General features: G+C 69.2%; 13 protein-coding genes. 3 read left to right on the forward strand and 10 right to left on the reverse strand.

Going from position 1 to position 11,852, the window contains the following annotated elements:
• Positions 1-3: 3 nt before the first annotated feature.
• The 5 genes from ACTIFS_RS04140 to ACTIFS_RS04160 form a co-directional block, all read right to left on the reverse strand.
• Positions 4-369 (reverse strand): VOC family protein, encoded by a 366-nt coding sequence (locus ACTIFS_RS04140; RefSeq protein ID WP_439572775.1) that lies wholly within the window; start codon positions 367-369, stop codon positions 4-6.
• A 28-nt stretch (positions 370-397) separates the two neighbouring features.
• Positions 398-1,249, reverse strand: coding sequence for a helix-turn-helix transcriptional regulator (locus ACTIFS_RS04145; RefSeq protein WP_439572776.1), 852 nt, complete (start codon positions 1,247-1,249; stop codon positions 398-400).
• On the reverse strand, positions 1,246-1,836 hold the full coding sequence (locus ACTIFS_RS04150) for a methylated-DNA--[protein]-cysteine S-methyltransferase (RefSeq protein ID WP_439572777.1): 591 nt from the start codon (positions 1,834-1,836) through the stop codon (positions 1,246-1,248). Before ACTIFS_RS04150 ends, ACTIFS_RS04145 begins: the two co-directional genes overlap by 4 nt.
• Positions 1,837-1,898: 62 nt before the next feature.
• Positions 1,899-2,471, reverse strand: a complete 573-nt coding sequence (locus ACTIFS_RS04155) for an ActR/PrrA/RegA family redox response regulator transcription factor (RefSeq protein WP_439572778.1) — start codon at positions 2,469-2,471, stop codon at positions 1,899-1,901.
• A gap of 84 nt (positions 2,472-2,555) precedes the next feature.
• The gene (locus tag ACTIFS_RS04160; RefSeq protein ID WP_439572779.1) at positions 2,556-3,944 is read right to left on the reverse strand and encodes an ActS/PrrB/RegB family redox-sensitive histidine kinase; all 1,389 of its coding nucleotides are present in this window, start codon (positions 3,942-3,944) and stop codon (positions 2,556-2,558) included.
• Between the two features lie 106 nt (positions 3,945-4,050).
• Here ACTIFS_RS04160 and ACTIFS_RS04165 point away from each other — a divergent pair, with 106 nt between their 5' ends.
• Positions 4,051-4,764 carry an extensin-like domain-containing protein gene (locus ACTIFS_RS04165; protein ID WP_439572780.1) on the forward strand — a complete coding sequence of 238 codons (714 nt, stop codon included), beginning with the start codon at positions 4,051-4,053 and terminating at the stop codon, positions 4,762-4,764.
• Positions 4,765-4,864: 100 nt separating this feature from the next.
• Here ACTIFS_RS04165 and hemW read toward each other — a convergent pair whose 3' ends face one another.
• From hemW to yghU, 4 genes are all read right to left on the reverse strand, one after another.
• Positions 4,865-6,049 carry a radical SAM family heme chaperone HemW gene (hemW, locus tag ACTIFS_RS04170; protein ID WP_439572781.1) on the reverse strand — a complete coding sequence of 395 codons (1,185 nt, stop codon included), beginning with the start codon at positions 6,047-6,049 and terminating at the stop codon, positions 4,865-4,867.
• 263 nt (positions 6,050-6,312) lie between these two features.
• Positions 6,313-6,948, reverse strand: coding sequence for a non-canonical purine NTP pyrophosphatase (locus ACTIFS_RS04175; RefSeq protein WP_439572782.1), 636 nt, complete (start codon positions 6,946-6,948; stop codon positions 6,313-6,315).
• The gene (gene rph, locus ACTIFS_RS04180; RefSeq protein WP_439572783.1) at positions 6,945-7,658 is read right to left on the reverse strand and encodes a ribonuclease PH; all 714 of its coding nucleotides are present in this window, start codon (positions 7,656-7,658) and stop codon (positions 6,945-6,947) included. The genes ACTIFS_RS04175 and rph overlap by 4 nt, the downstream gene beginning before the upstream one ends.
• Positions 7,659-7,747: 89 nt before the next feature.
• Positions 7,748-8,623 carry a glutathione-dependent disulfide-bond oxidoreductase gene (gene yghU, locus ACTIFS_RS04185; RefSeq protein ID WP_439572784.1) on the reverse strand — a complete coding sequence of 292 codons (876 nt, stop codon included), beginning with the start codon at positions 8,621-8,623 and terminating at the stop codon, positions 7,748-7,750.
• Positions 8,624-8,832: 209 nt separating this feature from the next.
• Here yghU and ACTIFS_RS04190 point away from each other — a divergent pair, with 209 nt between their 5' ends.
• Positions 8,833-10,026 (forward strand): M20/M25/M40 family metallo-hydrolase, encoded by a 1,194-nt coding sequence (locus ACTIFS_RS04190; protein ID WP_439573041.1) that lies wholly within the window; start codon positions 8,833-8,835, stop codon positions 10,024-10,026.
• Positions 10,027-10,066: 40 nt separating this feature from the next.
• On the opposite strand, the gene ACTIFS_RS04195 is transcribed toward ACTIFS_RS04190, so the two are convergent.
• On the reverse strand, positions 10,067-10,810 hold the full coding sequence (locus ACTIFS_RS04195) for an SDR family NAD(P)-dependent oxidoreductase (protein ID WP_439572785.1): 744 nt from the start codon (positions 10,808-10,810) through the stop codon (positions 10,067-10,069).
• A gap of 78 nt (positions 10,811-10,888) precedes the next feature.
• Between ACTIFS_RS04195 and ACTIFS_RS04200 the strand changes: the two genes are divergently transcribed.
• Complete coding sequence (locus ACTIFS_RS04200) at positions 10,889-11,809, forward strand: AraC family transcriptional regulator (RefSeq protein ID WP_439572786.1); 921 nt, start codon at positions 10,889-10,891, stop codon at positions 11,807-11,809.
• Positions 11,810-11,852 lie beyond the last annotated feature (43 nt).

Here is an 11,852-nt window from a genome sequence, read left to right on the forward strand (position 1 = left end):
GTCTCACCCCGTGAACACCGCTTCCAGGTTGTTGTTGTCGGCGTCTATGACGAAAGCGGCATAATAGGTCGGCGAATAGTCGGCGCGGATGCCGGGCGCGCCATTGTCCCTGGCGCCGGCAGCAAGGGCGGCTGCGTGGAACGCGTCCACCTGCGCGCGGCTGGCGGCCCGGAAGCAGACATGCACGCCGGTCGTCCCGGCATTGACGGTCGGGTGCAGCCACAGCGGGGTGGTGTCGGCGTCCGGGCCGAAGCCGGCATAGCCCTCGCCGCGGGAGCCGGGCCGGATGCCGAGCGGTGCGAGGGCGGCGGCGTAGAAATCCACCGCCTTGTCGAAATCGCGCACCCTGAGGCCGATATGGTCGAACATGCTGGTCTCCTCCGTCGAAACGAGGAGGTCAGGCTAGGACGGTCCGGCCGATCCGGTCTTGGTAGAAATTGCGCCTGTCGCGCGAGGCCTTGCGGAAGCCGCGCGGCGACACGCCGGCCGCCCTGCGGAAAGCGTTGACGAAATTGGACAGGTCGCCGAACCCGACGTCGAAGGCGATGTCGGTGACGCTTCGGCCGGGATCGGCCAGCAGGCTTGCCGCCCGCCGCAGCCGGCAGCGCACGAGGTACTGGTGCGGCGTCGCTCCGGTGACGCGGCGGAACAGCCTGAGGAAATGGAACGGGCTGAGGCCGGCAAAGGCGGCGGTCGCCTCCAGGTCGATCGGGTCGGCCGACCGGGCCTCGAGCCAAAGCGCAGCCTCCACGCAGCGCCGGCGGTCCAGCGCGCGGATCGGGGTGCGGCACTCCTCGCGCCCGGTCGCCGTTGCGATGAAGCGCGCGGCAAGCACCTGCCCGACCTCGTCGAGCCCCATATCCGACCGACCGTCGGCGGCAGCCTGGCCGAGTTCCCCGAACACCGCGAGTTCGGCGATCGGCGGGATCGCGCGGGTGCGCCAGACCTCGCCGGCCGGGCCGATGACATCGATCGCCGCGTCGGTGAACTGGAACGACAGGCAGTCGTCGCCCCCGGAATGGTGCTCGTGGGTGCATTGATAGTCGTCGCCGGGGCGGCCGACGAGGAATGCGCCGGGGACGAGATCGTAGGTCGCGCCTCTGGCCTTCAGGCCGAAACTGCCGCGCCGGACATAGGACAGCGACAGGCACGTGTGCATCTCGGCAAAGGGCCGGTCATCGGGGCCGGCCATGCAGCGATAGTCCATCACGGCCAGAGCCGGGCAGCTGCACAGAAGCCTCGCGGTCACCGGCGGCTCCCTTCCGTCCGGGTGGCGAGGCAGAAGGCCGGGTCGTCGTCGAACAGGGTCGGACCGGAGGCGGTGCGCGCCCGCTCGATCGTCAGCAGCCGCAGCTTGGTCTCGACCCCGCCATTGGCGGAAAACCCGCCGGTGCGGCCGCCTGCCGCCAGCACGCGGTGACAAGGGACGACGATCGGGAAGGGGTTCCTGCCCAGAGCCTGGCCGACGGCCTGTGCCGCGTGCGGTTCGCCGATGCGCCGGGCGATCTCGCCATAGGTCAGCGTTTCGCCGGGCTGGATGGTGAGCGCGATGTCATAGACGCGCCGGTGGAAATCCGGCACGCCGGCAAGATCGAGCGGCACCTGCGACAGGTCCACCGGCTCTCCGCCGGTCAGCCGGACAACCGCGTCGATGACGCAACGCACGGCCGGCGGCGGCTCGGCCCGGGTGGCGTTCAGAAAGCGGCGCTCAAGGCGCCTGACCGCAGCGTCCACGCTCGCTTCGGGAAGCTGCAGGCCGCAAATGCCATCGTCGCCCCAGGCGATGCCGCAGGAGCCGATGGCAGTTTCGAACAGGGCATAGCCTGAGGCCGGCATGGCGCAAGACTAGCACGTCCGCCGCCCCCGATCCTGTCAGGAGCGGGCCAGGCGTCGCGCCCTCAGCGGGGCGCGCGCTTGGCCAGGATGCGCTGGAGCGTGCGCCTGTGCATACCGAGCCGGCGCGCCGTTTCGGAGACGTTGCGGCCGCAGAGCTCGTACACGCGCTGGATATGCTCCCAGCGCACGCGATCTGCCGACATCGGGTTCTCCGGCAGGTCGACGGTCTTGCCGGGCGTGGCAAGCAGCGCGGAAAACACCTCGTCGGCGTCGGCCGGCTTGGCCAGATAGTCGACGGCGCCAAGCTTCACGGCCGTCACGGCGGTGGCGATATTGCCATAGCCGGTCAGGATGACGCCGCGCGCCTCGGGGCGGGCGCTCTTCAGGGCCGAGATGACATCCAGTCCGTTGCCATCGGCGAGCCGCATGTCCACCACGGCGAAGGCCGGCGCATGGGCGCTGACGGCGGCGAGGCCTTCGGCCACGCTTTCGGCGGCTGTCACGTCGAAGCCCCGCGCCTCCATGGCGCGGCACAGCCGCTGCAGGAACGGCCGGTCGTCATCGACGACGAGCAGCGACCGGTCCGCTGGCAGCGCGACGGGCGTCGTGGCCTGAACGGTGTCGGTCTCGGGCATCGCGGTTGTCTCCCTCAAAGGTTCCGCCGGTCCTGCGACCGTGCGATCAATATGGCTTCAGATGTAGGGCTTCCGCCCCGGTTCTCAAGTCGGAAGCTGCTCAGCCGCTGGTTCCGCGGCACCGGAATGACGCGGACCGGCACGGTCGAAGGCGGCGCGGGGCCAGGCAACTTCCACCAGCGCACCGACGTCGGGACCGGGCCGGTTGCGGTAGGTGATGCGCGCGCCGGACCGTTCCAGCAGCGTCTTGGCGATGAACACGCCAAGCCCGAGACCGGTCTCGTCATCGCCCTGCGAATCCTCGCCAAGGCCGCGCCGCCGGCGGCCCTTGCCGCGTTGCGTGACATAGGGTTCGCCCATCCGGTCGATGATTTCCGGGGGGAATCCCGGGCCGTCGTCCAGCACGGTGACGGTGACCTGGCGCTCGTCCCAGCGGGCGGCGACGATGACGGTCGAGCGGGCGAAATCGACGGCATTCTCCACGATGTTGCCGAGCCCGTAGAGGATGCCGGGGTTGCGGGCGATCACCGGCCCGCCTTCGCGGATCTCCGGCAGGTCGACCCGGATGGCGACGCCGAAGTCACGGTGCGGCTGGACCACTTCCTCGACGAGCTGGGCGAGCGGCATGGTGTCGAAGGGCGCATCGCCGCCGGACAGGCTCTTCAGCTTGGCAAGGATGTCGCGACAGCGCTTCACCTGCTCCGCGAGCAGCGTCATGTCCTCGCCGACCGGCCCGTCCTTCGGCAGGGCGCGGGCAAGCTCCTTGACCACCAGCGCGATGGTGGCGAGCGGCGTGCCGAGTTCGTGGGCGGCGGCGGCGGCAAGGCCGTCAAGCTGGGAGAGGTGCTGCTCGCGAGCCAGTACAAGCTCGGTGGCGGCCAGCGCATCGGCGAAGGTGCGCTGGTCCTCTGCCACCTGCCAGGCATAGAGGCTGATGAAGAAGATGCAGATGACCAGCGCGCTCCAGACGCCGAGCAGGTAGAGCGGCGGCAGCCTCAGATCGACGCTCCATTCCCACGGCAGCGGCTGGTGCCAGAGGCCGACGACGGTGGCGAGCACCACGGCGAGCACGCCGACCATCAGCGTGATGCGCGGCGGCTGGGTGGTGGCGGAGATCAGGACCGGGGCGAGGAACAGGAACGAGAAGGGGTTCTCCAGCCCGCCGGTCAGATACAGCAGCAGCGCGAGCTGGGCGATGTCCCAGGACAATTGCCAGCCGGCCTCGCCCGGCGAGAGGCGGTGATTGGTCGGATAGCGCAGCCGCAGCCCGATGTTCAGCCAGGCCGAGGCCGCCACCGCCAGCAGGCAGAAGTCGATCGGCAGCGTCTCGCTCAGCGCCCAGTAGACGATGAGGATCGCGGAGGTCTGGCCGGCCACGGCAAACCAGCGCAGGCGGATCAGCGTTTCCAGCCGGAGATTGGTCTGCCAGTTGGCTGGTGCGGCCAGAAGCCGGTGACGAATGAGCTGCAGCATCGAGGCAAGCTAGGCAGCGCCGACGGAAAAGGCCACTGTGCAGCGACGCTCGGTCGCGGCGCCCGGCCGGAACCCCGCATCCGCCATTCCCGTTAGGCTGCGCGTTATGGTCGTCCGCCTCGCCCGCGCCGTGATCGGCGGTCTCGCCCTGCTCGTGCTTGCGCTGATGCTGCTGGCGGCCGCCGGCCGCGTGGCCGTTCCACCGGAACTCAATCCGTTCGCGCCCCTCGATATCCGCGACACGCCGGGCATCCTCACGTCCTTCAAGGTCGGCCGCGCCCGCTCGGACCCAGAGCTCTGCCGGGCGGCGCTGGACCGCGCCGGCCTGCGTTTCGATCCGGTCCCCGATCAGGTGACGGGCGAGGGCTGCGGCTTTTCCGATGCCGGGCGGATCGCGCGCCTCGGCCGGGCGGTCCTGTCCTCGCCGGTCGTGCTGTCCTGCCGCGCGGCCCTGGCGCTCGCACTCCATGAACGTCACGGGATCGGGGCTGCAGCACGCGACCATCTCGGCAGCGCGGTCGCGCGGATCGAGCATATGGGCACCTATGCGTGCCGCAACATCAACCACGCGGCCTCGGGGCGCCGCAGCCGGCACGCCACGGCGGATGCCATCGACATCGGTGCCTTCGTGCTGGCCGACGGCCGGCGGCTGACGCTGACCGCCGACTGGTCGTCGAACGATGCGAGCCGCGCGGCCTTCCTCAGGGCCGTCCGCGACGCCGCCTGCCGATGGTTCGACGTGACGCTGTCACCCGACTACAACCCGCTGCATTACGACCATTTTCATCTCGATGTCGGCGGCGGGCGGGCCTGTCGCTAGCGCGGGTTCCCGGCAAGTCGACCGCGGTTCGCCGACCGGAAATGCGACGACCCAAGACCCCGACGAGCGTGCTCCGGGCTCCGTTTGAACGGATCCCGCGCTAGTCGGTGCGGGCGAGGTCCGCGACCACCGCGTTCAGCACCGGAAAGCCTGCCGGCGTCACCTTCAGACGGCCGCCGGGCAGGCGTTGCACGAAGCCCTCCTGCGCGAGGAAGGCGATGCGTCCGGGGTCCAGCGGGTGGCCCGCGAGGGCCTCGTAGCGGGCAAGATCAATGCCCTCCGCGAGGCGCAGCCCCATGACCAGGAACTCGTCGGCATTTTCGATCTGGACGAGAGGGTCTTCGGCAACGATGCCGGAGCCCTGCCGCTCCACCAGCGACAGCCAGGTCTCCGGATGCTTCTCCGTGGCGGTGGCGATGCGGCCGTTGCCAAGCGTCAGTCTCCCATGCGCACCGGGGCCGATTCCGGCAAAGTCGCCCGAGCGCCAGTAGATCAGGTTGTGCCGGCACTCGGCGCCCGGCCGGGCATGGTTGGAGATCTCATAGGCCGGCAGGCCGGCTTCGGCGCAGACCTCCTGGGTCAGGTCGTAGAGCACGCGGCCCATCTCCGCGTCGGGCATGGCGAGCTTTCCGGCCCGGTGCAGCGCCTCGAACATGGTGCCGGGCTCGATGGTCAGCTGGTAGAGCGAGAGGTGCTCGGCGGCCTCGCCGATGGCGCGTTTCAGTTCGGTCTCCCAGTCCTGCGGGGTCTGGTCGGGACGGGCATAGATCAGGTCGAACGAGTAGCGGTCGAAATGGGCGCGCGCCACGGCCACGGCGGCCAGGGCCTCCTCGGCCGTATGACGGCGGCCAAGGCTTGCAAGGTCTGCATCGTCGAGGGCCTGCACGCCGAGCGAAACGCGATTGACGCCGGCGGCGCGATAGCCGGCGAAGCGCCCTGCCTCCACGCTCGTCGGATTGGCCTCCAGCGACACCTCGCAGTCGGGCGCCATCGTCCAGTGCCGGGCGATCGCCTCCAGGATGGCGCCGACGGTGGCCGGCGCCATCAGGGACGGCGTGCCGCCGCCGAGGAAGACCGAAGAGACGGTGCGGCCGGGGACACGGGCGGCGGTCGTGGCGATCTCGCGCGCGAAGGCTGCGAGGAAGCGCGCCTCGTCCGGTGGCTCATGCCGGACATGGCTGTTGAAATCGCAATAGGGACATTTGGAGGCACAGAACGGCCAGTGGACATAGACGCCGAAACCGGGGTCGTCCTTGGCGCCGGTGCCTGGGGGAGATTGAGACATGGCGCGAGCCGAACCTGTTGCCTTGCGAATATTGCGTCCTTCGAGGCTCGCCCTTCGGGCTCGCACCTCGGGATGAGGAATGTGGCGGGCTGCATCGGCCTCGCTTGGCGCTCATCCGTCGCGCCTTAGCCCGACGGCGCTGCAAGTCGCTCCCTCCTCATCCTGAGGTGCGAGCCGTAGCGAGAAGCGAACGCATCTCGCGTTCGCTCGATGCCCGGGCGAGCCTCGAAGGACGCAGAAACGTCATGCAGGTCGAATGTCTTCTAGGACTTCAGCAGCGTTCCCGCCAGCTTCAGGAACGCGCGGGCGCGGTGCGACAGGCCCTCGCCCTTCGGCGGCAACCCGTGCTTGGCCTCGGCGCTCATCTCTCCGAAGGTCAGGACATGACCGTCAGGCAGGAACATCGGGTCATAGCCGAAGCCTTCCGTGCCACGCGGCGGCCAGACCAGCGTGCCGAACACGCGGCCCTCGAAAATGGCCTCGCTGCCGTCCGGCCAGGTGACGGCCAGCGCGGACACGAAATGCGCCTTTGCGCCCGCCGTCTCCACGCCGCGCAGGGTCAGTTCCCGGTCCACCCGCGCCATGGCGGCGGCAAAGTCGCGCGGGTTCCCCGCCCAGTCGGCCGTGAACAGGCCGGGCGCGCCGTCGAGCGCATCGATGGCCAGCCCGGAATCGTCGGCAACCGCCGGCAGGCCGGTGGCATCGGTCGCGGCGCGCGCCTTGATGGCCGCATTCTCGGCATAGAGCGTGCCGGTCTCGGCCGGTTCCGGCAGGCCGAGGTCGCCGGCTGAGACGAGGTCGATGCCGTGCGGACCCAGCAGGTCGCGGAACTCGGCGAGTTTGCCCCTGTTGTGGGTCGCCACCACCAGCCGCGTGCCGGGACGCAAGGGCCCGCTCATGCCACCGCGGTCCGCTGCAGGTCGACGAGGCGGTTGCATCCGGCGCGCGCCAGCGCGAGCAGTTCGAGCAACTGTGCTTCGCTGAACGGCTCCTTCTCGGCGGTGCCCTGGATCTCGACGATGCCGCCCTTGCCGGTCATGACGAAATTGGCGTCCGTATCGGCCTCCGAATCCTCGGCATAGTCGAGGTCGAGCACGGGCGTGCCGCGATAGATTCCGCAGGAGACGGCCGCGACGTGATCGCGCAGCGGGTTCGCCTTCAGCATCGAGCGGGCGGTCATCCAGGCGATGCAGTCGGACAGCGCCACCCAGGCGCCCGTGATGGCGGCGGTGCGGGTGCCGCCATCGGCCTGGATCACGTCGCAGTCGAGCGTGATCTGCCTCTCGCCCAGCGCCTGCAGATCCACCACCGCGCGCAGCGAGCGGCCGATCAGGCGCTGGATCTCCTGCGTGCGGCCCGACGGCCGGCCCGAGGTCGACTCGCGCCGCGTGCGCTCCAGGGTGGCGCGCGGCAGCATGGCATATTCCGCCGTCACCCAGCCGCGCCCCTGGCCACGCAGCCAGGGCGGCGGCTTTTCCTCAAGCGTCGCCGTGCACAGCACATGCGTGCTGCCGAACTTCACCAGGCAGGAGCCTTCGGCATAGCGGGCCACCGCGCGCTCGATCGAGACGGGGCGAAGCGCATCGGGCGCACGGTTTGAAGGACGCATGGCGGGTTCCGGCAATCTGAAACGGGTTGCCGGGTCATAGGGCGTCGGGGCGGCGGCGGCAAGGCAGCCGCCCCGATCGCAGCGCTCGCTCAGCCGGCGGCCGCCTCGATCTTGTCCTGCGTCTTCGTCTCGAAGTCGGAGGCCTCGTGCCGCTCTCGCAGCTGGCTCGCCGGGTCGCCCTGGACGCGGTTGACCATGCGCCCGCGCTTCACCGCCGGCCGGGCGGCGATCTGGTCGGTCCAGCGGATCACGTTGGTATATTCATGCACCGACAGGAACTCGCCGGCCTCGTAAGCCAGGCCCTTGGCGAGATTGCCGTACCAGGGCCAGATCGCCATGTCGGCGATCGTGTAGTCCGGCCCGGCAATGAACTCGTTTTCGGCAAGGCGCCGGTCGAGCACGTCCATCTGCCGCTTCACCTCCATGGCGTAGCGGTCGATGGCATATTCGATCTTTGTCGGGGCATAGGCGTAGAAATGGCCGAAGCCACCGCCCAGAAACGGCGCCGAGCCCATCTGCCAGAACAGCCAGGACAGCGCCTCCGCGCGCTTCGCCGGCTCGGTGGGCAGGAAGGCGCCGAACTTCTCGGCCAGATAGACGAGGATGGCGCCGGATTCGAACACGCGGATCGGCTCCGGCCCCGAACGGTCCATCAGCGCCGGGATCTTGGAATTGGGGTTCACCCCGACGAAGCCGGAGGAGAACTGATCGCCTTCGGAGATGCGGACCAGCCAGGCATCATATTCCGCGCCGGAATGGCCGAGCGCCAGGAGTTCCTCCAGCATCACCGTCACCTTCACGCCGTTCGGCGTGCCAAGCGAATAGAGCTGCAGCGGATGCCGGCCTACGGGAAGGTCCTTCTCGTGGGTGGAGCCGGCGATGGGCCGGTTGATATTGGCGAAGCGGCCGCCGCTCGCCTTGTTCCAGGTCCAGACCTTCGGGGGCACGTAGTCGGATGCGGTCATGCGTCGGTCTCCGGGGCAGCTTCTGTGGATCGGGTCGAGAGCCTTGAGCCTACTGAGATGGGGCCGCCGGCGCGAGAGGACCAGACGGCGATCGCCTTGCATCGCTGCCAAACCGGCATTGCCGCCCTGCCGCTGGCGCACTCCTCGCACCGGCCGCAATCGGCATGATGCGCGGCTTCCCGGTTGTCCTTGCAGGCTCTCCTCCCATGATCACCCACGATTCCAAAGCGGCCCTCGATCGCCTGATGCGCTTCCTCGCCATCGAGGGCGTGACGGGACAGGAAAAAGCCATCGGTGAGGATGTCGCCCGTGCGCTGGTGGAGGTTGGCGTGCCGGCGGACGCCATCGCCTTCGACGATGCCCATACCCGCATTCCCGTGCCGACCGAGACCGGCAATCTCATCGTCAAGCTGCCGGGCCGCGGCGCGCTGGCGAACAGCCCGCCGGTGCTGTTCATGACCCATCTCGACACGGTGCCACTCTGCGCCGGCGCGAAGGCCCGCATCGTCGGCGACAAAATCGTGTCCGGCGGCGACACCGCGCTCGGCGGCGACAACCGCACCGGCTGCGCCGTGCTCGTCACCATGGCGGCGGAACTCGCTGCCCAGAACCTCGACCATCCGCCGCTCGTGCTGGTCTTCTGCGTGCGCGAGGAGAGCGGGCTGTGGGGCGCCCGCCACATCGACCTCGCCAATCTCGGCCCGGTCGCCTTCGGCTTCAACTTCGACGGCTCCAAGCCCTCGGACGTGGTGACCGGCGCGGTCGGCGGCGATGCCTGGACGGTGGAGATCACCGGCCGCGCCTCCCATGCAGGCGTCGCCCCCGAGCGCGGCATCTCCGCCTCCATGATCGCCGCCATGGCCCTGGCCGACGTGCAGGCCGGCGGCTGGTTCGGCAAGGTGGTGAAGGACGGGAAGACCGGCACCAGCAATGTCGGCACCATTGCCGGCCGCGACGGCCGCGGCGCAGGCGATGCCACCAATGTCGTCACCGACTACTGCTTCGTGGAGGGCGAGAGCCGCAGCCAGGACATGGGCTTCGTCGACGCCATCAACGCCGCCTACGAGGCCGCCTTCACCAAGGCCGCGAAGACGCTGGTCAGCAGCGAGGGCAAGACCGGTACGGTGTCGTTCAATGTGTTCCGCAAGTACCATTCCTTCGCGCTCGACCGGGGCTCGGAGGTGGTCAGGCGCGGCATCGCGGCGGTCGAGGCCATCGGCCTTGCGCCCAATCCGAAGCTTGCCAGCGGCGGGCTCGACGCCAACTGGCTGAGCCGCCACGGCATCCCCACCGCCACGTTCGGCGGCGGCCAGAACGAGCCGCACACCGTGGACGAGTGGGTGGATATTCCCGGCTTCCAGAACGCCTGCCGGCTGGCGGTGGCGCTCGCGACGGGGCGGTGAGGGGGCGGGCTGACAACAACCCTTCCCCGCCCGCTGCCGGTCAGTGCAGGCCGGCGAGTGCCACGGCGTCGGCTCCTGCCGGAAACCGCAACTGCCCTGTTCTGTCATGTGCAGCGCGCCATACGGCTTCCGCCACGTCCGTTTCCTTGGTCACCAGTGCCGGCGTGGCGAAGGCTGCGAAGATCGGCGCGGCAAAGGCTGCATAGGACTCGGGGATCAGGTCCTCGGCCCGCATGTCGGTGTTCTGCGCGAAGCGGGTGGTCGGCGCATAGCCTGGCTCGACCAGCTTGGCGGCCACGCCGAAGTTCTGCAGTTCGAAGGCCAGTGACCCCGTGAACCCCTCGATGGCCATTTTGCTCGCGGTGTAGGCGGCCGCAAGCGGCATCGGCGCCAGCGTGACACTCGACGTGACATTGATCACGACGCCGGACTGTCTTGCGCGCATCTGCGGGATGACGGCCTGTGTCATCGCCATGACGCCGAACGTGTTCGTCTGGAATATCTTGCGCACATGGTCCATCGGCGTGGCCTCGAAGGCGCCGACCACGCCGATGCCGGCATTGTTGACCAGCACGTCGATCGGTCCGGCCGCGGCGATCGCATCGGCGATGCTGGCGGCATCGGTCACGTCCAGCGCCAGCACGCGGACCCGCTCGGATGCGGGCAGAATATCCGCCCGCGGGCTGCGCATCGTGGCAATGACGTTCCAGCCATTGGCGTGGAAGTGGCGGGCGGTTTCAAGGCCATAGCCGGATGAGGAGCCGGTGATCAGGACAGTGGGCATGGAAAATCTCCTTGGCGGTTGACGCTGGAGACATATCGGCAGAGAACAGGACGATCATGATTGGTTCGTCCAAGATTTATGAGCGATAGTCCGGAATCCGCAGATCCGCTTGCGCAGGTCATCGCTCTCCTGAAACCCCGGGCGGTCGTTTCCAAGGGGATCAGCGGCGCGGGGCGGTGGGCGGTCACCTATGCTGCGTTCGGCCTGCCCGGCTTCTGCGTGGTGCTGGAGGGCGGGCGCCGGCTGGCGGTCGAGGGCCAGGTGGCCGTCGATCTCGCCGCGGGCGATTTCGTGCTCCTGCCGGCCACGCCGGCGTTCACGATGTCCAGCTTCGAGCCGGAGCGGCCGGTGCAGGTCGATCCACGATCCGCCGCGATGATCACCGAGGAGGTCCGCCACGGGCGTGCCGATGGCCCGCCGGACCTGCGGCTGCTCGGAGGCCACTTCGCCATCGACACGCCGGATCCGGTGCTGCTGGGATCGCTCCTGCCGGTCATGATCCATATTCGCGGCAATCCGCGCTTCTCCGCGCTGGTCCGTCTCATCCGCGAGGAAGAGGGGAGCAGCCATGCCGGGCGGGAACTGGTGCTTGCGCGTCTCGTCGAGGTGCTTCTGATCGAGGCGCTAAGGGTCAACCTGGGGAGCCACGCCTCGTCCGGGCTCATGCGCGGACTGGGCGATCCGCGCATCTGCGGCGCCCTGCGGCAGATTCACGCGCAGCCTCAGCGGCCCTGGACGGCCGGAGAGCTGGCGCATCTTGCCGGCATGTCGCGCTCGGCCTTCTTTGACCGATTTTCCCGGATGGTCGGTATCCGGCCGATGGAATATCTCGTCGCCTGGCGCATGGCGCTCGCCAGAGACCTCCTGAGGAGGAGGACATTCTCCGTCGACGAGGTGGCCCACCGGGTGGGCTACGGCTCTGCGAGCACCTTCAGCATCGCTTTCAGCCGGCATGTCGGTCAACCGCCCGGCCGCTACGCGCGCGCCACCCCCGCCTGACCCGGGCGGGCCCTCCCTCCCTCCGCCACCCCCTCCCGCGTTT

Source organism: Phreatobacter sp. (genome assembly GCF_051860605.1).
In the GTDB taxonomy this organism is placed as follows: domain Bacteria; phylum Pseudomonadota; class Alphaproteobacteria; order Rhizobiales; family Phreatobacteraceae; genus Phreatobacter.